This window comes from Desulfallas sp. Bu1-1 (assembly GCF_015594625.1).
In the GTDB taxonomy this organism is placed as follows: Bacteria; Bacillota; Desulfotomaculia; order Desulfotomaculales; family Desulfallaceae; genus JADNRQ01.
Genome location: NZ_JADNRQ010000001.1, coordinates 51802 through 73554, shown reverse-complemented (window position 1 = coordinate 73554; position 21753 = coordinate 51802). Strand labels below are relative to the sequence as shown.

At 48.9% G+C, this 21753-nt stretch carries 18 protein-coding genes and 1 pseudogene; 13 read left to right on the top strand and 6 right to left on the bottom strand.

The annotated features are described in order from the left end of the window. Positions 1-134 precede the first annotated feature (134 nt). From IT084_RS00335 to IT084_RS00285, 11 genes are all read left to right on the top strand, one after another. The gene (locus IT084_RS00335; RefSeq protein WP_207744350.1) at positions 135-1238 is read left to right on the top strand and encodes a glycosyltransferase family 4 protein; all 1104 of its coding nucleotides are present in this window, start codon (positions 135-137) and stop codon (positions 1236-1238) included. Continuing rightward, a complete protein-coding gene (locus IT084_RS00330) occupies positions 1214-2137 on the top strand; it encodes a transglutaminase domain-containing protein (protein ID WP_195710093.1) in 924 nt (307 codons plus the stop codon). Before IT084_RS00335 ends, IT084_RS00330 begins: the two co-directional genes overlap by 25 nt. A 123-nt stretch (positions 2138-2260) precedes the next feature. After that, positions 2261-4513 (top strand): heparinase II/III family protein, encoded by a 2253-nt coding sequence (locus IT084_RS00325; protein WP_195710091.1) that lies wholly within the window; start codon positions 2261-2263, stop codon positions 4511-4513. Continuing rightward, positions 4506-5846, top strand: coding sequence for a hypothetical protein (locus IT084_RS00320; protein WP_195710089.1), 1341 nt, complete (start codon positions 4506-4508; stop codon positions 5844-5846). The genes IT084_RS00325 and IT084_RS00320 overlap by 8 nt, the downstream gene beginning before the upstream one ends. 18 nt (positions 5847-5864) lie before the next feature. Further along, positions 5865-8348: a glycosyltransferase gene (locus tag IT084_RS00315; protein WP_195710088.1), complete on the top strand. Its 2484-nt coding sequence runs from the start codon at positions 5865-5867 to the stop codon at positions 8346-8348. Position 8349: 1 nt separating this feature from the next. Continuing rightward, on the top strand, positions 8350-9576 hold the full coding sequence (locus tag IT084_RS00310) for a glycosyltransferase family 4 protein (RefSeq protein WP_195710087.1): 1227 nt from the start codon (positions 8350-8352) through the stop codon (positions 9574-9576). A gap of 1 nt (position 9577) precedes the next feature. After that, positions 9578-10465 (top strand): SDR family oxidoreductase, encoded by an 888-nt coding sequence (locus IT084_RS00305; protein ID WP_195710086.1) that lies wholly within the window; start codon positions 9578-9580, stop codon positions 10463-10465. 22 nt (positions 10466-10487) lie between these two features. Continuing rightward, positions 10488-11558 carry a polysaccharide biosynthesis protein gene (locus tag IT084_RS00300; protein ID WP_195710085.1) on the top strand — a complete coding sequence of 357 codons (1071 nt, stop codon included), beginning with the start codon at positions 10488-10490 and terminating at the stop codon, positions 11556-11558. An 18-nt stretch (positions 11559-11576) separates the two neighbouring features. Next, complete coding sequence (gene wecB / locus IT084_RS00295; RefSeq protein ID WP_195710084.1) at positions 11577-12704, top strand: non-hydrolyzing UDP-N-acetylglucosamine 2-epimerase; 1128 nt, start codon at positions 11577-11579, stop codon at positions 12702-12704. Between the two features lie 42 nt (positions 12705-12746). Then, a complete protein-coding gene (locus IT084_RS00290; RefSeq protein WP_195710082.1) occupies positions 12747-13457 on the top strand; it encodes a Wzz/FepE/Etk N-terminal domain-containing protein in 711 nt (236 codons plus the stop codon). A 3-nt stretch (positions 13458-13460) separates the two neighbouring features. Beyond that, positions 13461-14132, top strand: coding sequence for a CpsD/CapB family tyrosine-protein kinase (locus IT084_RS00285; RefSeq protein WP_195710079.1), 672 nt, complete (start codon positions 13461-13463; stop codon positions 14130-14132). A gap of 149 nt (positions 14133-14281) precedes the next feature. On the opposite strand, the gene IT084_RS00280 is transcribed toward IT084_RS00285, so the two are convergent. The 3 genes from IT084_RS00280 to IT084_RS00270 form a co-directional block, all read right to left on the bottom strand. Next, positions 14282-15238 (bottom strand): NAD(P)-dependent oxidoreductase, encoded by a 957-nt coding sequence (locus tag IT084_RS00280; RefSeq protein ID WP_195710077.1) that lies wholly within the window; start codon positions 15236-15238, stop codon positions 14282-14284. Between the two features lie 14 nt (positions 15239-15252). Next, entirely contained in the window at positions 15253-15879 is a 627-nt protein-coding gene (locus IT084_RS00275) for a sugar transferase (RefSeq protein WP_195710075.1), read from the bottom strand. Positions 15880-15959: 80 nt separating this feature from the next. After that, positions 15960-17423 carry a nucleoside-diphosphate sugar epimerase/dehydratase gene (locus IT084_RS00270; RefSeq protein WP_195710073.1) on the bottom strand — a complete coding sequence of 488 codons (1464 nt, stop codon included), beginning with the start codon at positions 17421-17423 and terminating at the stop codon, positions 15960-15962. A gap of 111 nt (positions 17424-17534) precedes the next feature. Here IT084_RS00270 and IT084_RS00265 point away from each other — a divergent pair, with 111 nt between their 5' ends. Beyond that, on the top strand, positions 17535-17711 hold the full coding sequence (locus IT084_RS00265) for a hypothetical protein (RefSeq protein ID WP_195710071.1): 177 nt from the start codon (positions 17535-17537) through the stop codon (positions 17709-17711). Between the two features lie 22 nt (positions 17712-17733). Next, positions 17734-18903, top strand: a complete 1170-nt coding sequence (locus tag IT084_RS00260) for a UDP-N-acetyl glucosamine 2-epimerase (RefSeq protein ID WP_195710069.1) — start codon at positions 17734-17736, stop codon at positions 18901-18903. A 71-nt stretch (positions 18904-18974) separates the two neighbouring features. On the opposite strand, the gene IT084_RS18070 is transcribed toward IT084_RS00260, so the two are convergent. The 3 genes and pseudogenes from IT084_RS18070 to IT084_RS00250 all read right to left on the bottom strand — a co-directional run bounded on the left by IT084_RS18070 (position 18975) and on the right by IT084_RS00250 (position 21753). Further along, positions 18975-19589, bottom strand: coding sequence for an acyltransferase (locus IT084_RS18070; protein WP_243276664.1), 615 nt, complete (start codon positions 19587-19589; stop codon positions 18975-18977). Continuing rightward, positions 19575-20546: pseudogene (locus IT084_RS18065) on the bottom strand (Gfo/Idh/MocA family protein); the annotation flags it as partial. The gene IT084_RS18070 and the pseudogene IT084_RS18065, both read right to left, overlap by 15 nt. Further along, on the bottom strand, positions 20539-21753 hold the full coding sequence (locus IT084_RS00250; protein WP_243276618.1) for a DegT/DnrJ/EryC1/StrS aminotransferase family protein: 1215 nt from the start codon (positions 21751-21753) through the stop codon (positions 20539-20541). The gene IT084_RS00250 and the pseudogene IT084_RS18065, both read right to left, overlap by 8 nt.

The following is a 21753-nucleotide window of genomic DNA, read 5'->3' as shown; positions in this document are numbered from 1 at the left end:
GTGAATGTTTTACCCGGGCATCTACATCTAAAGTCTTGGATTTATCGGCAACCCCGGTCTACCTGCGAACTGATTTATGGTTTGGCATCCGCTCGGGAGGGTCCGTCGGGCATATTGCGGGAGTTTTAAACCACTTGGACGAGTTTACCGGAAAACCCGTTTTTTTAACCACTGATATCATCCCCACAGTCAGAAAAGATATAGAAACCCATATTGTTTTACCGGACAACTCCGGCTGGGATTTTAAAGAACTCCCCGGCTTTTTCTATAATCAAACCCTGGAAACAGCAGCCCGTAAACTTTTAGGCAATAAAAAAATTTCATTTATTTACCAGAGATACAGCGTCAACAATTACGCGGGTGTAAAGCTGGCGCAATTTTACAACGTCCCCTTCGTGCTGGAGTACAACGGCTCGGAAATCTGGATCAACCGGCACTGGGGAAAACCGTTAAAACACGAGTCCTTATCCGAACTCATTGAGTTCTTGAATCTCAAAGCAGCTGACGTTGTGGTGGTCGTCAGTCAACCGATGAAGGATGAGTTGGTGGCGCGGGGTATTGACGCCGACAAAATCCTGGTTAATCCCAACGGCGTTGACCCGGAACGATATTCGCCCGGTGTGGATGGTTCCGCTGTACGCCGGCGATATAATTTGGCCGGCCAAACAGTGATTGGTTTTATCGGCACATTTGGCAGGTGGCACGGGGCGGAGGTGCTGGCGGAAGCCTTTGGACGCCTGCTCCGGGAGTTTCCGGTGTACCGGAGGCAGGTACGGCTTCTCATGATCGGGGACGGGCCAGCGATGCCGCGGGTAATAGATATTGTTAAAAAGTTCAATATAACGGATGCCTGTATCCTCACCGGGCTCATTCCCCAGGAAGAAGGACCGGCTCACCTGGCGGCCTGCGACATCCTGGCTTCTCCCCACGTGCCCAATCCCGACGGCACCCCTTTTTTTGGCTCGCCCACGAAATTATTCGAGTACATGGCGATGGGCAAAGGGATCGTGGCGTCAGACCTGGAGCAAATCGGCGAGGTGCTCAAGCACAATCATACTGCCTGGCTGGTTAAGCCGGGAGATGTGGAATCGCTCATGCTGGGCTTAAAAACGCTGCTGGATGATAAACAACTCGGGGACAGACTGGGTCGGAATGCCAGACATGAGGTGATGAACAGATATACATGGAGTGAACACACCAGGAGGATTATCAATTGGCTAAACAAACGTTGCGGTTAAAATATTTAACCGGTATTGTTTTGCTCTTGATCTTTTCGGTTTCATTATTGGATGCCTGGGGTCTCTATACTCTCAGAAAATATGGGTTTTTTGCTCGCTTTCATGCAGTTGACACCCGTACTTTTGACGAACTCGGGCGCAGCCAACCTCTAACAAGTTATTCGGATGCAATCTGGTTCAGGCAAGAGTTAGCCGGGGCCGGTCTTAATCATGGCAGCGATGAGCAACAGGTTGTCCAGGTAATGAAGTGGATTATGAACCAAGTTAACAAAGCAGGTGTGTCATCTCCCGGGTCAGCCCGGGAAGCCCTGCAATTGGCCAGAAACGGTGAAGGCCTTTCTTGTGGTGCCATGAGCCAAATATTTGGAGAGGCTTTAAATTCACTTGGCTTTCAAACCAGACAAATTCAACTGGTCCGCAGTCTATTAAATAATAAGGATACTCATGTAACTACCGAAGTATTAATAGGCGGAAAGTGGGTCATATTTGATCCTACTTTCAACGTCAGTTATAAAAAGAATGGTACGCTGATTGGTGTTCAGGAAATACGAAAAGCACTATTGGATGGAACTGCATCCGACATTAAGCCCTGTTTTTATGGTGAAGTAGCTTACCCTGCAAGACTGGAAGCTTATTACTTAAATTGGTTGCCGCTATATAACAATTTATTCATTTACGAGCAAAGAAATACGGAGTTGTGGTCTAAGCTCCCGCCTTTTCGTTACTTGTTTGGACCTAGAATTTATTATCTTGAAGAAAATTCAAAGGGATTGTGGTATTTCGAGTTAGAGGAAAAGGTATATTTTGTGTTTGTAGTTTTGTTACCTGTTATCGCCTGTATTTTATTTTTGGTTTTAATATTAATTTTATTTATTTATTCAATTGAAATAAAGGGGTAGGTTATTATTGCATATGGATTTAAAAACATTCAAATACATTTATGATTTATTAACCAGTGACAAAATTCGCACATCAGTTTTTGCCGGCCCCGCCTGTTAACTTGTTTTTTCGGGATTGATCCTATGAGACTAACATATTACCTTCAGCGGGCCAGGAATCTTCCCCCGCATATGGTCATAATAAAAGCAATGAGCAAGGCCTGGAAACGGGCAACGCTTTTATACCGGCGCCGGCGCGATGCCAGGCACTCAACTTACGTAAAAAATGTCCCCTTCCCTCCGGGCAGACTGAACAATTATTTTGGCGCCGTACCCCTGGGTATATTACGGTCGCACGCCGAACAAATCGCAGCGCTGGCCGGGCATTACCTGGAGCACCGCTTCGATCTGCTTGGTTCGGGCTGGGTGCAGGTGAAGCACGGCATACATTGCCGCGGTTTGGAAGGTTACCGGTATGGAATGGGCTCCCCTGTACATCCGGACAGCAACGGCAAGTGGTTGGACGGGAAAATTAATCGCACCAACGTAGCCGAATCCCGGCGCATCTGGCGTGTGGTGGACGGGGATTACGTCCCTATTGATTGGCATTTGGATTTTAAATCCGGCTACCGCTGGTCCGAAGATACCTGGTATCTTGATATTGCCTACGGGCATAAACCGGGCGTGGATATCAAGGTACCGTGGGAACTGGCACGCATGCAGCATCTGCCGCAACTGGCCTGGGCCTGTGCCATGGCAAAGGATGGGCAGGTTGGTTTTGCGCCCGCACGGGTTTATGCCCGTGAGTTTCGCAACCAGGTCCTGGATTTTATCGCCACCAACCCGCCCCGTTACGGAGTAAATTGGTGCTGCACCATGGATGTAGCGATCAGGATAACCAACTGGCTGGTTGCCTATGACCTTTTCCGGGTACAGGGAGTGGATTTTGATGCAAAATTTATGAACGTATTTATGCGCAGTGTATATGAACACGGCCGGCATATCGCAACACATTTGGAATGGAGTCCAGAGCTGCGCGGCAACCACTACCTCGCCGATATTGTCGGCCTGTTGTTCGCGGCGGCCTACCTGCCCCGCAATCCGGAAACCGATACTTGGCTGGCCTTTGCGGTTCAGGAATTGATCAGCGAGGTAAACCTGCAGTTTTACCCGGACGGCACAAACTTTGAAGCATCAACTTGTTATCACCGTCTGGCCGCGGAACTGGTTGTATACGCCACTGCGCTGGTGCTGGGCCTGCCGGACGAGAAACGAGCCGCGCTCAGGGAATATAACCACCACTTGCTTACGGTCCAACCCGGACTTAAGCCCGGTCCGGTTCCCCTCTATCCTTTGCCGGGCAGTAACCGCCTTGCCCCCTTCCCGGCTTGGTACATTGAGCGGCTGGAAAAGATGGCCGAGTTTGCCATGCACATCACCAAGCCCAACGGGCATGTTCCCCAGATCGGCGACAACGACAGCGGCCAACTGCTCAAACTCCAACCGGTTTACCGGAAAATGACCGTGGCCGAGGCCAGGGCCAGGTATGCAAATTTGGACGGTTACACCGATTTGCCCGGCCAGGCTGTTTACTGGGATGAAGATCACCTGGATCACCGCCACCTGGTGGCCGCTGTTAACGGCCTGCTGGGGCGGGAGGATTTAGCGGTCTTTGCGGGCGATAACCGGCTGGAGACCGGTCTTGTGCACCACTTGGCCGGCGGTACTCGCCTGGCATCTTACCGCCTTGGCGGTGAACCTGCGGGCGCCGAACGGGCGCGCATCGGAACAAGGAAAGACTGGTTGAGATTGAAGTCCCGGTTTAATGCACTGACCGGGGAGCAGCGGGTTGTGGAAATTCCGGTACCCGGCAGTAACCTGCTCAAAGATCTAAAGCTTTATGCCTATCGCAATTTCGGATTGTATATTTTCCGTTCCAGGCGCCTTTACCTGGCGGTGCGCTGCGGGCCCATCGGTCAAAACGGCAATGGCGGCCACGCCCACAATGACCAGCTGGCCGTCGAATTGAACGTGGACGGCGAAGATTGGATCGCCGACCCGGGCACGTACCTTTACACGCCATTGCCCGCGCGGCGCAATGAATACCGTTCAGCGAAAGCACATTTTGTGCCGCTGGCCAAGGGACGGAGGGAACCGGGACGGTTGGACCGGGGATTGTTTACATTGGGCGATGAAGCAAAAGCAAAGTGTTTATATTTTGGCGGAAAGGGGTTTATTGGCATGCACTGGGGCTACGGGGACCCTGTTTACCGGGTGGTGCAGTTAATGGAACACGGGATACGGATTATGGATTATACCGGGGAAGGCAGCTTTTGTTGCAGTACCAATACCACAATTCCTTCATTATCCCCCGGTTATGGTATCCGGCATGGATAAAATCGTTCCACGCCCTCCATCAACGGCCGGGTCCCTGTTTAAAACAACCGGGAATACCAAAGTCAGCGCATTTTTGTTGATATATGCGGCACTCATGTTCGGAAATGCGCTGGATGCCTATAACCTCGGCCCCATACCGGTTCAATGGCTGGCACAACTCGGAACGATTGCCGCCGTTTTGTTCCTCGGGTGCACCCGCAAGCTTTATATTGTACCGGGAAGTCAAGTGTTGCTGTGGTTCTTGTTATGGGCGCTGCTGGTTACAACTTTCAATAGTGCAATTAACGACTATAAAAGCTTAATGCCACCCCTGGCAACCACACCTTACCCGGTTTTCATTTCCTTGCGGTTTCTGACAATATTGTCTTTTATTTCTACTTTATGCCTGGTCTACTGGCTGGTGGTAAAGGGTTACCGGGACTCGGTCATTAAGTGGATGGTAATCATTGGAACCATCGTTTCCATTGTGGCAATTTATATCTATATAGCCCAGATCTACGGTCTTCCGGAACTTCCCCGGAACCGAATCAGCACTGATGGGGTAACAGCTGGAGAAGGCCAGCCGGTGGTTTTCACTTATGCTTTCCACCGGGCTCTGGGCACTTTCCGTGAGCCCAGTCACCTGGCGGAATGGCTGGTTGTACCCTTTTTTTTAAGTTTAATATACCGCCAAAGTGTGCTACACAATATCCACACTATTCTCATAGGCACAGCTATTCTTCTCACCGGTAGCTTGACCGGCATTTTAGGGTCCGCACTGGGATTTGTCGGGGCAATTTTTATTTTCAACCCATTCAAGCTTAATAACCTGAAAACTTTATTGCGTTTTGCTGCAATAGTTTTACTGGCCCTGGTTATTTTTAACAGTATTGTTGTAAGCTACGGAACTGGAGAAATAAATTTATTCCAAGTAATTGGAGACCGGTTAGCTCCGATTTTCTTTGAAGGGGGAATGAAAGAGTCTAATAGAAGTTACATCTATGAATATGTTGCCAATACTTCAATTCCGCTGTTTGGTTCAGGACTTGGAAATGCAAATATTCTTCTTAGCCAGTATTTGGGAGTCGAGGTTATAGCCAGCTTTCTCAGCTTGTATTTTAACATTGTGTTTTCGTCAGGTGTTTTGGGGTTGGCTTTACTTTTCCTTTTTTTCTTTCGCCCCGTAGTTAAAATATTAGTAATTAAAAAGCTTCGGCAAAGCAAAAAAATTTTGTTGATACTTGCCGCTTACCTGGCGTGGTTAATCATGCTGGCGGTTCATGCAGAAGAATTACCAATGATGTTTGCAGTGGCCTGTGCTCTGTTGGCCCATGAAATCTATAGACATGAATAAGTCAGAGTGTGAAAACTTATGAAACATGTCCTTATTATCACCTATTCCTACGCTCCCGCAATCACGCCTCGCGCTTTCCGCTGGGCTGCCATTGCCGAACATTGGGCCGGTCAGGGACATCATGTGGATATTGTCTGCGCCTGGATGCCCGGCCTGCCCCGGGAGGAAATTTTAAACGGCGTCCATATTTACCGGGTTGGGAGTACTGTCAGCGAGGTGCTGCGAAGCCGGTTTGGCAAACCGGATGCCCATCCACAAACCGGGCGTGGTAAATTAACAAAAGGTATAATTTCAGCCTCTCTACTCCGGCCGGCTTCTCTGGCCAAGTGGATTCATGACCGGACATGGAAAAAAATATACTGGCCTGATTACGCCTGTTTGTGGTATTTTCCGGCCCTAAAAAAAGTGCAGCAACTGGTGCTAAAAAACCGGTATGACAACCTGATCAGCGTATCCCATCCTTTCACGGGGCATCTGGTCGGGCTGGGCTTAAAAAAGAAGTATCCGCAATTGAGATGGGTCGTTGATATCGGCGATCCATTTTGTTTTCTTGAAGAAACACCGGCGAACAATCACCAGCTGTACAAATCATTAAATTATTCCATCGAAAGAAATATTTTTCGCCATGCCGACGCCGTTGCGGTCACAACTGAACCCGCTTTGGAAAAGTACGCCGGCTTGTTTCCTGAAAGTGCCGGTAAAATTCGCGTTATTCCCCCTTTGCTTTCGCTGGTGGAAGATTATGCAATTGAGAATACACGGTTTCCGGGAGATCACAAAATCAGGCTTGCGTTTATCGGCACCCTGTATAAAACGATACGGAATCCCGGCTTTTTACTGCTCTTGTTCGAGAAACTGCTGCAGACTCACCTGGCAGATAGATTGGAACTGCATTTCCTTGGGGACATAAATAACTGCCGTGATTGCTTTAAACCTTACAAAACACTGCTGGGCACCAGGATTTTTCTCCACAGCCCGGTGACCCATGACAAGGCGCTTGAGGCCATGAAAAATGCTGATGTGCTTGTAAATATCGGCAACAGCACCCCCTACCAGTTGCCCAGCAAACTGGTGGAGTACGCAAGCACGGGCAAATCGATTTTAAACCTTGCTAAAACGGCCAATGACAGCTCTACAGCATTTTTAAAAAGTTATTCGGCTTCGCTCTGCCTTTTGGAAAATACCACCACCCTGGATGCAAACCAGTTAGTTAATCTAATTGAATTCATAGAATATCCGCCGCAGATCGATAGATTGACGCTCCGGCGCCGGCTTGCTTCTTTCCGGATAGAGGTGATTGCAGCCGCCTATGAAGGATTATTAACGATAAAAAACAGGCCTGTAGTACTTACTACCAGCAATTACTATATTCCATGCTATAAAGGCGGCGGGACTATCCGCACCCTGGCCAATATGGTGGACCGGCTCGGAGACGAATTTAGTTTTAAAATTATCACCCGGGATCGCGACCTGGGTGATTTTAAGCCCTGCCCGGGAATCCTGGCTAATTGCTGGCAACAGGTAGATAAAGCAAATGTCCTGTATCTTTCCCCGCAGCATAGTTCACTGTGGAAGATCAGAAAAGTGCTCCGGGCAACGGAGCATGATGTGCTTTATATAAACAGTTTTTTTTCCATTGATTTTACCGTCAAGCCGCTGCTCCTCAGGCGGCTGGGGTTAATTCCCAAAGTGCCGGTAATCCTGGCCCCGCGGGGAGAGCTTTCCCCGGGCGCCCTGGCGCTGAAAGGTTTCAAAAAACGCCTGTTCATAATCGCAGCAAAGCTCCTCGGATTGTATCGCGGCATTACCTGGCAGGCATCCAGTGAGCATGAGGAAAAAAATATCAGAAACCGGTTCGGCGACCGTATCCCGGTAATAATTGCCCCGGATTTGCCGCCGGTTGTACGTCTAACACACCAGGAACCATATCGACGCAATAAAATTAAAGGCTTTTTAAATGTTATTTTCCTGTCACGCATAGCCAGGATAAAAAATCTGGACGGCGCCTTAAAAATGCTCAAGTCCTTGCAGGGTAAAATCCAGTTCAATATATACGGGCCGGTGGAAGATCCGGATTACTGGGCGAAATGCCGGGAAATTATTGATTTACTGCCCGGCAACATCGAGGTGCGTTATATGGGCGCAGTGTCTCATGAGCATGTCGTATCCGTAATCAAGGACCATGACCTGTTCTTTCTCCCCACCCGCGGGGAGAATTTCGGGCATGTCATCCTGGAGGCACTGATCGCCGGGTGCCCGGTGCTGACCAGCGACCAGACGCCCTGGCGAGGCTTGGAAGATAAAGGTGTAGGGTGGGATGTGCCCCTGGATAAACCGGAAGTCTTTCAACATGTATTACAGAAATGCGTGGATATGGATACCCAAACCCACCGAAAATTGTCGCAGCGGGCGCGGGCATACGGTTGGCAATGCAGCCGGGCGGCAAAGTCGCTGGAGCAAAATCGCACTTTATTTCTAAGTGTTGTTCGAGGAGTGCTTTAAGTTGAATATTCTTGTTGTCACTCAATATTTCTGGCCGGAAAATTTCCGCATCAATGATTTGACACAGAATTTAAGGGAAAAAGGTCACCAAGTGACGGTCCTTACGGGAATACCGAATTACCCCGGCGGGAGTTTTTTCCCGGGTTATGGATTTTTCAAACCGCGCCGCCAGAATTATTACGGTGTCAAAGTAATCCGGGTGCCATTGATACCACGCGGCAGGGGACAGGGCTGGCGTTTAGCCATAAACTATTTTTCTTTTACTCTATTGGCCAGCTTTCTTGCCCCTTTTTACTGCCGCAACAAGTTTGATTTAATTTTTGTTTGCCAGTACTCCCCCGTTACCGTCGGCATACCGGCCATTATTTTAAAAAAGTTAAAAGGTATTCCCGTTATGTTTTGGATCCAGGATCTTTGGCCGGAAAGCCTGTCCGCAACGGGTGCCGTGCAATCCCCGTGGGTGCTGCGCATGGTTGGTAAATTAGTAAATTTCATTTACCGGAATTGCAACCTTATCCTGGTACAGTCCAGGGGCTTTTACCCTTATGTTGAGAAGGAAGGAGTAAAACCCGACCGGATACTTTATTTTCCGAACTGGGCCGAGGAGCTGTATAAGCCGGTGGTCATAGAAAATGACGCGCCGGAGCAAACGGGTATGCCGGCGGGGTTTCGCGTGATGTTTGCGGGGAATATCGGAGCCGCCCAGGATTTTGATACAATACTTGCCGCCGCCGGAAAACTGAAGACTTACCCGGATATTCACTGGTTGATTGCCGGGGACGGGCGAATGCGCAGGTGGGTTGAGGAGCAAGTGAAAGACCGGGGACTGACCGGCAATGTACACCTGCTGGGCAGGCATCCGGTGGAAGCGATGCCGCGTTTTTTCGCCCTTGCGGATGTGATGCTGGTTACATTGAAAAGCGATCCGGTTTTTTCGTTGACCATCCCGTCAAAACTGCAATCTTATCTGGCTTGCGGGAGGCCTGTCATCGCTGCATTGAACGGTGAGGGCGCCCGGATTATAAATGAAGCCGGCGCCGGTTTCACTTGCCCGGCAGAGGATCCGGAATGTTTGGCGAAAATGGTTCTCAAAATGTACCGGACGCCGGGTTCCGAAAGGCAGGCCATGGGATTGCGCGGCCGGGCTTATTACGAGGCACATTTTAAACGGGATATGATATTGGATCGCTTGCAATTTTGGATGGAAAAGCTGGTAAAAGAGGGGTAATATGCAGACTAAAAAAGTATTAATTCTCGGCGGCACCGGGATGTTGGGCCATACCCTGTTCGTGCAGCTTTCAACAACGGCACAACTGGATGTTTATGCCACCGTACGGAATTCCAACCTGGTTTCCCGGCGGTTTCCCGCAGCACTGGTGGAAAAGATAATCGACAACGTGGATGCCAACGACTTTGCCACTATTATCCGGGCCGTTGACGACACCCGGCCCAGTATTGTCATCAATTGCATCGGCTTGATTAAACAACTGCCGGCGGCCAGCGATCCGCTGGCCGCCATTTCAATAAACGCTTTGCTGCCGCACCGGATCGCAGCGGTATGCCGTGCTGCCGGAGCGCGGGTGATTCATATAAGCACGGACTGTGTATTTGATGGAAAAAAAGGAAATTACAACGAAAACGAACCTGCCAGCGCCACCGATCTTTATGGCCGGTCAAAATTGTTAGGGGAAGTTTACGACCCGCATTGCGTTACCTTGCGCACATCAATTATCGGACACGAACTCAGGGGAAAACATGGCCTGATCGAGTGGTTTCTCGCTCAAGAGGGGACCGTTCATGGATTTACCAACGCAATTTATACCGGGCTTCCGACCATTGAGATGGCACGCATTATCGGTGAGTTTGTGATTCCCAGTCCAAACCTGAAGGGCCTGTATCATGTTTCGTCGGATCCCATCTCCAAATATGATTTGTTAAAGCTGGTGGCCCGGAGGTACGCAAAACAAGTTACCATAGAGCCTGATGAAGAATTCAGGATAGACCGCTCTCTGGACTCTTCCGTTTTTCGCCGTATCACCGGCTATACTCCGCCATCCTGGCCGGAACTGGTGGATAAAATGTACCAAAATTATATTTCGTCAACGTATTACAATTAGTTTTTGCAGCAGGGTGTAAAAAATGTTAATTTTTGATAACAAAACAGTGGTTATAACCGGTGGAACAGGGTCACTGGGCAAAACTTTGGTGCGCCGTGTTTTAACCGGAGAGTTGGGAATCCCCAAAAAAGTGATTGTATTTTCACGTGATGAGGCAAAACAGCATGAAATGAGACTTTCTTACCTGCAAAGGCACGCGACTACTGACGAGGTTATTTATCGCAATTTCATGCATGTACTGGAATTTCGTGTTGGCGATGTGCGTAATTACGCCGATGTTTGTTCGGTGATCAGGGATGCGGATATCGTGATTAACGCAGCCGCATTGAAACAGGTGCCTTCTTGCGAATACTTCCCGACGCAGGCACTGATGACCAACTGTATCGGCGCCGCCAACATCGTGCGGGCAATTGAAGAAAATAATTATTCCGTGGATACCGTTATCGCCATCAGCACCGATAAAGCCTGTAAACCCGTTAATGTCATGGGAATGACCAAAGCCCTCCAGGAGCGCATCTTCACTGCGGCAAATATTTTAAATCCCAAAACCCGTTTTATCTGCGTGCGTTATGGCAACGTTCTGGCCTCACGCGGTTCAGTCATTCCGCTGTTCCATGACCAGATTAAACACGGTGGCCCGGTTACCGTAACCGTACCTGAAATGAGCCGGTTTTTGTTAAGTTTAAATGATGCTGTGGATACCGTTATCGCTGCTCTAAAATACGCCAAACCAGGTGAGACTTATATTCCGATTGCCCCTGCCGCCACAGTGATAAATATTGCCAGGGCATTAATCGGCAATCGCAGGATGGAAATTAAGGTCATCGGCCTTCGCCCGGGTGAAAAAATGCACGAAGTATTGATCTCTGAAGAAGAGGTGCATCGCTGCATAAAACGCGGTGATTATTTTGTTATTCGACCTATGCTCCCTGAGTTGCGTGATGAAAAAGATGTTGAACCAAAAATCTTAACCAAGGAATTTAGCTCGGCGGATCAGGTTTTAGACTTGAACGACACGGTTGAGTTACTGAAAAAACATAATCTCATGGTAGACCGAGATAATTTTATAACTGGTGGCGAATTGCTTAGATAACAAGGAGAACGAGATCAGATGTCGTTAAAAGTAATGACTCTGGTTGGTACACGCCCGGAAATTATTAAACTCAGCAGGGTGATACACGAACTGGAGAACCATACCAACCACGTACTGGTCCATTCCGGCCAAAATTATGACTACGAGTTGAATGAAATATTCTTTCAGCAATTGGGCATAAAAAAACCGGACTATTTCCTTAATGCCGCCGGGAAAACCGTTGCGGAAACTATTGGAAATATCATCTTCAAGTCGGATGAAGTAATGGCCAGGGAGAAGCCGGACGCCCTGTTGCTGTATGGCGATACCAACAGTTGCCTGGCGGTTATAGCTGCCAAGCGCCGAAAAATTCCGGTTTTCCACATGGAAGCCGGGAATCGCTGCTTTGACCAGCGCGTGCCGGAAGAAATCAACCGGAAGATTGTCGATCACTTAAGTGATATTAATATGCCCCTAACTGAGCACGCCCGCCGCTACCTGCTTGCCGAGGGTATTAAGCCGGAAACCATTATTAAAACCGGTTCCACAATGATGGAAGTGCTAAACTACTACAGGCCTCAAATCGAGGCCTCGGACGTGCTGTCGCGCCTGAACTTGATACCCCGCGGATATTTTGTTGTCAGTGCCCACCGGGAAGAAAATGTGGATGCTGAATTGAATTTACAAGATTTGCTGGATTCTCTAAATGCAATCGCGGAGAAATACCATAAGCGTGTTATCGTCTCCACGCATCCAAGGACAAGGAAGAAACTGGAGCAATTGCGGTCAAAGGATTTGGATACACGGATACAGTTTTTCAAGCCCCTGGGCTTTTTTGATTATATAAAGCTACAAATGCAGTCTTATTGCGTGATTTCCGACAGCGGAACAATTACGGAAGAGTCTTCTATCCTTAATTTTCCTGCAGTAATGATTCGCCAGGCCCATGAACGTCCGGAGGGTATGGACGAAGGTACACTGATCATGTGCGGTCTGAAACGTGAACGAGTGTTACAGTCCATTGATACTGTAACCGCTCAACATTCCAATGCCAATCGTCAATTCAGGCTGGTTCCCGATTATCATGCCAAAAATGTCTCTAAAAAAGTTGTTCGTATAATAATAAGCTATATTGATTACGTAAACCGTACAGTTTGGTATAAATAAGCAATTATTAAACAATCCATAAGAGGTGGGAGGAATTGTCAAGTGAGCGTAAAACCGGACATTGAAGTAGATCTGAAAGATATATTGATTATCTTGAAAAAAGGTCTGCCAATCCTTATTTTCATTCCGTTATTATGCATGATTATCACCGGGTATGTGAATCTAAATTACCTGCCTCCTGTTTACCAGGCGTCCACAACACTCATGGTAAGTAACATATACACTTTTGATGATAAACAATACATGCGTTACGAGGACTTACTGGTGGCCAATCAACTGGCCAAAACTTACAGTCAAATCGCCAAAAGCAGGTCTGTATGCGAACAGGTAATAGCAAAAAACGGCCTTGAGATGAGCCCGGAAAGCTTTAGCACCAAGATATCGGTGCAGGCGCTCAATAACACACAGCTTATTTCTTTAAACATTACCGATTCGGACCCGGTATTGGCGGCCCGGCTGGCCAATGAAACAGCTATGGTGTTTATGGAAAAAGTAACCCGAATCATGCAGTTCAACAACGTCAAAATTATTGATTTTGCAACAATTCCTTCAAAGCCTATCGAGCCAAATGCCAGGCAAAATGTTCTCTCAGCAGGCATTCTTGGATTACTTCTGGCAGTTGTACTTGTTTTTGTGAGACAATTTTTAAAACAAACTTTTGAAAACACTGAAGAAGCGGAGCAGTTGCTGGAAATTCCCGTACTGGCAAGCATCCCGGTAATTAAAAACTCTAAAAATAGCCCGGAGGAATAAAAAATGCTCCATCATAAACTGGTTACCTGGCATAATCCCAAATCCCCGGTTGCTGAAACCTACCGTATTTTACGCACCAATATTCAATTTATGAATATTGACCGTAAAATAAAAACCATATTGATTACCAGCCCGGGTCCAAACGAAGGAAAAAGCCTCACCACCAGCAATTTAGCCGTCAGCATGGCGCAAAACAACAATAAGGTAATAATAATCGACGCCGACCTGAGAAAACCGGTATTGCACGATGTGTTTAATGTTTCATCCAGAGCGGGAGTAACCGACGTATTACTTGGCCACGCGGAACTTTCTTCCGCACTGAAGGAAACCGGCATAGAAAACCTAAGCATACTACCATCGGGGCTGCTCCCGCCCAACCCGGCTGAAATGATAGGTTCCGCCAGGATGAAGCAACTTATCCGGCAAACCGAAGACCTGGCTGATGTGGTGCTCATTGACAGCCCCCCGCTTATGCCGGTAGCGGACGGGGCGCTGCTGGCCGCTGCGGTGGACGGGGTAATCCTGGTAATTGCCAGGGGCCTGACTAAAATAGACCAAGCATTGAAGGCAAAAGACATTATAACCAGTTCGCAATCCAGGCTGCTTGGGATGGTTTTCAATAAGTCCGGCGTAAAACGTAGCGGATATTACTATTACCATAGTGTGAAAAAGTAAGACTGTACGAGGGGTGATATGGTAAACAAGGTATTTGGAGGTGGGTATTTGAAAAAATTATTTACACTGGTATTAATTTTTATCATACCCTGGATTGTTGGTTTCAATTTTGTCAGCGGCAGCGATGCCAGCAAGGGGCACCTCCATTCTCATGAAGGTACACCTCCAAAATAGAAATCCGGGTTCTGCAACAGCCAATCCCGCATCTTGATCAACCCTTCCCTGATCGTTACCGAACGCCCGAGCTTGAGGACGTTTTTGGCCAAAGTGCCGTCAATAACCAGCCGCCTGTCGTCAGCCGCGACATTTTCCTCCAAAATAACCTGGCTGTCGCTACCGGTCACCTCTTTAACCAGCAGCGCCAGGTCATACAAGGAAATGGCCTGGTCCCCGGCGATATTCAGCACCATACCGGCCGCCGAAGGAGTTTGCAGGGCGCTGAGCACCGCCCGCACAAAATCATCCACGTAAGTGTAAGTCCGGGCCTGCCTGCCCGAACCGAACACCCGCAGGGGGACCCCTTGTAGGGCGTTGATTAAAAATCTTACCGGCACGCTGATCCTGGTGTTCCTGGGCCCGTAAATGTCCGCCACCCTGAGGATAATTGCCTTTAAACCGTGGCTGTTGGCCAAAGCCCGGCACAGGAACTCACCGGAAAGTTTCATGGCGCCGTGCAGCATAACCGGCTCCAGGGGGTGGTTTTCATCCACGGGCACGTACTTCTGGTCGCCGTAAACGGCGATGGAAGAAATAAAGACAAATAAAGCATGGTTTGCTATGGCTTCTTTGAGCAGGTTGAACAACCCGGCCAGGTAATCCACCACAACGCTTGTTTCCATGGACCGTTCCCGCATGGACATGGGAAAGGCCGCGTGGACCACGGCATCAACGCCGCGGCAGGCGTTTTTCACCATGCTTGCATCTTCGACGCTGCCGTCGAATAATTCCAGCCGGTCCTCAATGCCGGCCAGGTTGGATACCCGGCCGGAGGAAAAGTTGTCCATCACCCTTACCCCGGCCCCGGATTCCACCAGCGCTTCGCAGAGGTGGGAACCCATAAAGCCCCCGCCCCCTGTAACAAGTACCGTTTGATGCGACAAGTCCATCTCTTTTCCCCCCGTCAGTATTTCATAAATGGGTCGACATCCTTGCGGTCCGGCCTGGCGGTCGAACTCTTTTTATCAAAAATAGTCAGCACGGTTTTGAACAAAATTAAAAGATCCAGCCACAGGGAATAATGGTCAAGATACCAGAGATCCAGTTCAATGCGCTGCGGCCAGTACAGGGCCACCCGCCCGTTCACCTGGGCCCACCCGGTGATGCCCGGCTTTACCAGCAGCCTTCTTCTTTGTTCCGCATCATATTTGGGCAAATGAAACACAGGCGCGGGCCTGGGTCCGACAATGCTCATCTCCCCCTTTAATACGTTGATCAGCTGTGGTAATTCGTCGAGGCTGGTTTTGCGTAAAAATTTGCCGACGGGCGTAATTCTGGTGTCGTTTTCTTCCAGTAACATTCCGGACCCCATGGACACCGCGTTTTTAACCATACTCCTGAATTTTAACAAATAAAAAACCCGGCCGTGCCGGCCCAACCTCTCTTGCTTGAAGATAACCTCTCCGGGAGAAGTTACCTTAATCGCAAAAGCAATTAATAGCATCAACGGGCTGAAAATAATTAGCAGGATGATAGCTGTAACCAGATCAAACATCCTTTTTAACAACTGATTGGTTTTCGTGATCGCCATAGATACCTCCGGCAAAGTGACAAATACTTTTCTTCCAGTTGCTCGGACAACTTGTGATAAAATAGTTGTTTATAAATATCTTATCCCTCGGATTCTTGCTTCCTATAAATTATGTTTTTACAGTTGCTCGTGTTACAAAGAAAGTTGGACAACATCTCTCTGATCTCATCGTCAGCATATGAAAAATCGGGATTTTCCAGCCTGGCAAGCAACTGCTTGAGATCATCAAACGTAGTCTTTTTTTTGTTGATCACAAAAATTTTATTATGCCTGGTGGGCGAAACTTGTTCATCATCCTCAATCAATATTTCCCTGATCTTCTCCCCCGGCCTGATGCCGGTATATACTATGGGAATATCCTTTTCCGGTTCCAAACCTTTCATCCTGATCAGTTTATAGGCAAGGTCCTTGATACATATCGGCTCCCCCATATCCAACACAAAAATTTCCCCTCCCTTCACCAGCGCCCCCGCCTGAATCACCAGTTGTGCCGCCTCGTCCACGGTCATAAAGTAGCGGGTCATCTGCGGGTGGGTAATGGTTACCGGTCCCCCCATGCCAATTTGTCTTTCAAACAGGGGTATGACGCTGCCCCTGCTTCCCAGAATGTTACCAAACCTGACTGCCGCAAATTTTGTGCTTCCCAGGCTATTCATCATTACCACAATCATTTCAGCCACTTTTTTAGTGGCCCCCATGATACTTGAGGGTTTCACAGCCTTATCGGTTGATATCAGGATAAATTTCTCACATCCCGTTTCAAAGGCGACATCGCATAACACTTTTGTGCCAATGATATTATTTTTTACCGCTTCTTCCGGGATTCTTTCCATGTAAGGCACATGCTTGTGGGCAGCCGCGTGAAAAATCACATGTGGCCTGTATTTTTTAAACAACCTGGCCACCCTTCCACGATCTTTGATATCCGCTATTTCAGTCACAATGTTTTCATGCAAATTGCTCAGTTTCAGTATTTGTTCCACTTCATATATACTGTTTTCACCACGTCCCACCAGTATCAGCTTTCTTGGATTGCTGTTGGCCACGTGATAAGACAATTCCGTGCCAACCGAACCACCCGCCCCTGTGATTAAAACAACCTGGTCATTGATGTATTTATATATCTCTTTTGTGTCAAGGGTCAGCGGTTCTCTTCCCAACAGGTCGCTTAATTGCACGTCACGAATTGGTGCGGGCTTTAACCTGCCGGTGACCAGGTCATAGGTGCCAGGTAGAATTTTAACCCTGGCTTTTGTTTGATTACAAATTTCAATAATTTTGCATATTTCCCGGGGAGGCGCCGACGGCAGTGCCAGGATGATTACGTTGATCCGTTGTTTGGCAACTACCGCCGGAATAGCAAACCTGTTTCCCCAAACAGGTATACCGCATACTTTCGAGCCTATTTTACGGTAGTCGTCATCTATAAAACCTACCGGTGTCCAACCCTGCCGCCCCTCTTTATTTTCATTGAGGGCGTGGAAAACCCTGTTGCCGGCGGAACCGGCGCCCACGATCAAAACCCTGGTTTGCTTGTTTTCCACAATTTTTCCTCTCCATCTACCCCGGTGGGTGGTTTATTTTCTATCATATGGAAATCTTGCCGCCGGGGTGATTAATGCCATGCAAAACTTGAGGAGAAACCGAGGCTTATTATGACAAAGAATAACGCCGGACAGGAACAATTTTATTTTAATTTCATACCCTTAATTATGAGCTTCGGGCTTCATCGCGCGAATGCAACGGCGGGCGGTTCAGCCGGGCTCGATGCGGTGGCTACAAAAACGGTGCCGGATCAAGCCGTTGTTGCCGGCAATCCCGCAAAACAATAGCGTTGAGGGCGGTTGATCCAGAGTGAAAATAGTCACGGTGATCGGGGCAAGACCCCAATTCATCAAGGCCGCGCCGGTTTCTTCCATCCTTTCCCCCAAATACAACGAGATCATCATTCATACCGGGCAGCATTATGACCATGATTTATCGGAGGTTTTTTTCAAAGAACTGGGCATACCGGAACCCAAATACAATCTTGCCGCAGGTTCCGGCAGCCACGGGTGGCAAACGGCGAAAATGGTTGCAGGAATTGAAGCCATACTGATGATGGAAAACCCGGATATTGTGCTGGTTTACGGTGATACCAATTCCACCCTTGCGGGCGCTTTGGCCGCCAGCAAACTGCACATCCCCATAGCACATGTCGAAGCCGGTGTAAGAACGTATGACATGAGGATGCCGGAAGAAGTCAATCGCGTGGTAACCGATCGCCTCGCTTCTTTTTTGTTTTGCCCGACGGAAACCGCCGTAAACAACCTCAAGCTTGAAGGGTACAGCAGCATACTGGGGCAGGGCCAACCGGTTGAAAACATGGAAACACTGCCTGACATATATACAAACTACGGTTTCGGAATCGCCTGCAATGTAGGCGACGTTATGTATGACGCCGCTCTCATGTTCGCTGAAATCGCCTTTAAAGAAAGCGGTATACTGGGCCAGCTGGGGTTGCAAGAGAAAAATTTTGTGCTGGCAACGATCCACCGGCCGCAAAATACGGACCGGACGCAAAACCTCGCGCAAATAATAAACGGTCTGGTTGCCATAAGCGAGGAAACCACGGTGGTGTTCCCCGTGCACCCCCGGACCCGAAAAGCGCTGGCCAATATTTGCGATCTCAACCTCCTTAAAAAAGTACCCTCCTTCAAACTAACCCGGCCCGTATCTTACTTGGACATGATCGTCCTGGAAAGCTCGGCGGCCGCGATCATAACCGATTCAGGCGGTGTTCAGCACGAAGCGGCTTTTTACCGCGTTCCCTGTGTCACCATCCTGGAACGAACACCATGGATTGAAACCGTCAACAATAATTGGAACAGGCTCTGCCCGCCTGATAAAAACAAGATTATAGAGGCTTACAGGGAAGCAATCAACAGCAACCCCTCCTGGGACGGCCTTTGCTCGTGTTACGGAACGGGCGACGCGGCTAAAAAAATTATTGGTATACTGGAGAAGTACCGGCCGTCCCGATAACATATTCCCCGGTGTTTAAAACAACACCGGGGAAGGCTTTTTTCTCTTGCCAAAGCCTTCCCCGTTTTTTCCTAAATGGCATGCACGGTATAGTCGTTCAATTTCTCATAAGCTTTTTTGCACTCGTCACACCGGGCGTAGTTACCGGTAAAATTTAACAGGCTGCCGCATTGGCAGGCCCACCCCCGAACCGCGGCGGGATTGCCGTACACCACCGCATAACCGGGGACGTCTTTTGTCACCACCGCCCCCGCCCCAACCAGAGCATACTCGCCGATCTCCACCCCGCAAACGATGGTGGCGTTGGCTCCAATGGAAGCGCCTTTTCTGATTACCGTAGATGCGTAATGCCCCCTCCTGTTCACATGGCTGCGGGGGTTTTTTACATTGGTGAAGACCACCGACGGGCCTAAAAAAACATCATCCTCACAGGTTACACCGGTGTACACTGAAACGTTGTTTTGTATCTTGACGTTCTTGCCCAGTTTAACCCCCGGCGAAATGACGACATTTTGGCCGATATTGCATTCCTCGCCTATTTCAGCCTCCGGCATGACATGGCTGAAGTGCCAGATCTTTGTTTTCGCTCCGATGGTACAACCTTCGTCAATTACCGCTGTGGGATGGGCAAAATAATTAAACTCCTGTTCCTCTTGTGGTTTTACCCAAAACGCATTGTTTTCCAGCGACTGTTGGGCGGCGGCCAGTACCCTTAACACACGCAACCCTTCCTCCCCGCTGGTTACCGGCTGTTTTCTGAATTGTACCGCCTGGATAAAAGCATGGCATTCTGCTCTCAGGGGTTCGATATCGTCCAGTGGAACAACTTCGGGTTCCTGCTTGCCGGGGGTTGGCTTTAATCCCTGCCATTTGACGGGCTCCGGGTAATAGAGCAATTTTTCCCGCCTGGATACATCGTTAAATACCAGCATCCCCCTTTCGCCCGCTATGACCAGCCTCTGTTCTTTGAACGGGTGCAGCCAGCTTACAAAAATATTGGCGTAGATTGAGCCTTCAAATTCCATTTGCAGATTGACGGTGCCGGGCACGCCCGCCGTCAATGCGCCGGCCCCCGTGGCCATCAACCTGACCGGCGGGGACCCGGTAAGCGACAGGATGACGGAAATGTCGTGGGGCGCAAAACTCCATAGCACATTCTCTTCGGTTCTAAAAATACCGAGGTTTAAACGGTTGACATGAATATAGTGGATTTTTCCCAGCCGCCCCGCATGAACCATTTCCTTAATTGCTTTAACCGCCGGGTGGTAGTGCAACAAATGGCCGACCATGATCATTCTGTCCTTTTGTTTGGCCAGCTCACATAGTTTCCTGCCCTCACCGGGATCAAGGCATAATGGTTTTTCCACAAATACATCTTTGCCGGATTCCAGGGCAAGCCGGGCCAGCGCAAAGTGTGTTTTGGCCGGTGTCGCCAGGACTACGCCCCGGATGCCGGGGTCATTCAATACATTGCGATAGTCGTGCTCCGTGTGGATGCCGGAATAGTTTTGGGAACACTCCCTGCGGCGTTCAGCTGATAAATCACAAACGGTTTTTAAATATCCCAGTTCATAAAAATTTCGCACCAGGTTTTTGCCCCAGTAACCCGCTCCGACAACCGCGATCTGTTTTTGATTATTCATCAAGTATTATCCTCTTTCGGTTATTGTAAAAATCATTAATGACATTAACGACCCGTTCTTGTTGTTGCAGCGCCAGTTCAGGGTAAACGGGTATGGCGATAACCTCGCCCGCCGCCGCTTCCGCCACAGGCAAATCACCCCTGGCGTAACCCAGTTGGCGAAAACATTGTTGCAGGTGAAACGGAACGGGGTAGTATACTTCGTTACCGATTTGATTTCCGGTTAAATATTCTTTTAACTGATCCCGGTGTTTGACCCTTAAAACAAACTGGTTATAAATATGGCCGTTCTTGATACCGGGATAAACTTCAACCGGCAATTGGACATAGCCCGCATCCACCAGGCCGGTTTTGGAAAACAATTCCCTGTATCTTTGGGCATTGGCGATCCGCATACCGTGCCAGCGTTCCAGGTGCGCAAGTTTCACGGATAAAACGGCCGCTTGCAGTGCATCCAGGCGGAAGTTGCCCCCGATTTCGGCATGATAGTATTTCGGCCTGGCCCCGTGGGTTCGTAACAACCTGATTTTCTCCGCCAGGGTACTGTCTCGGGTCACCACCAGCCCCCCATCACCAAGGCAGCCGAGATTTTTACCGGGGAAAAAGCTGAAACAGCCGCAATCTCCGATGGTCCCGGCATTTAAAACCTTACCTTCAAACGGGCACCTGGAGCCGATGGCCTGGGCCGCATCTTCAATTACTTTAAGGCCGTAATGACGGGCTATGCTCATAATTTCGTTCATATTGGCGCACTGGCCGTACAAGTGTACGGGAATAATCGCCTTGACGGCTTCGCCTTTTTCCAGGGCATTGGCAATGGTTTGCCGCAAGGACTCGGGACAAATATTGTAACTGTGGGGTTCAATATCGGCAAACACGGGCTTTGCCCCCGCCCTTGCGATCACCCCGGCGGTGGCAAAGAATGAAAATGCTGTTGTAATCACGGTGTCACCGTGGCCAATCCCCAGGGCCATTAACGAAACCAACAAGGCATCCGTACCAGACGAAACCCCGATGGCGTGTTCGACCCCCAGATACTCCGCTATTTCATGCTCAAATTTTTGCACCCAGGGTCCCATAATAAATTGACCTGAATCGTAAACCTGTTCAATGGCCTTGATAATGTCATTTTTAATGGGCTCATTTTGGGCCCTCAAGTCCAGAAGAGGAACCGGATAGGTAGTCATCGCCATATCCCTCGTTTTCAT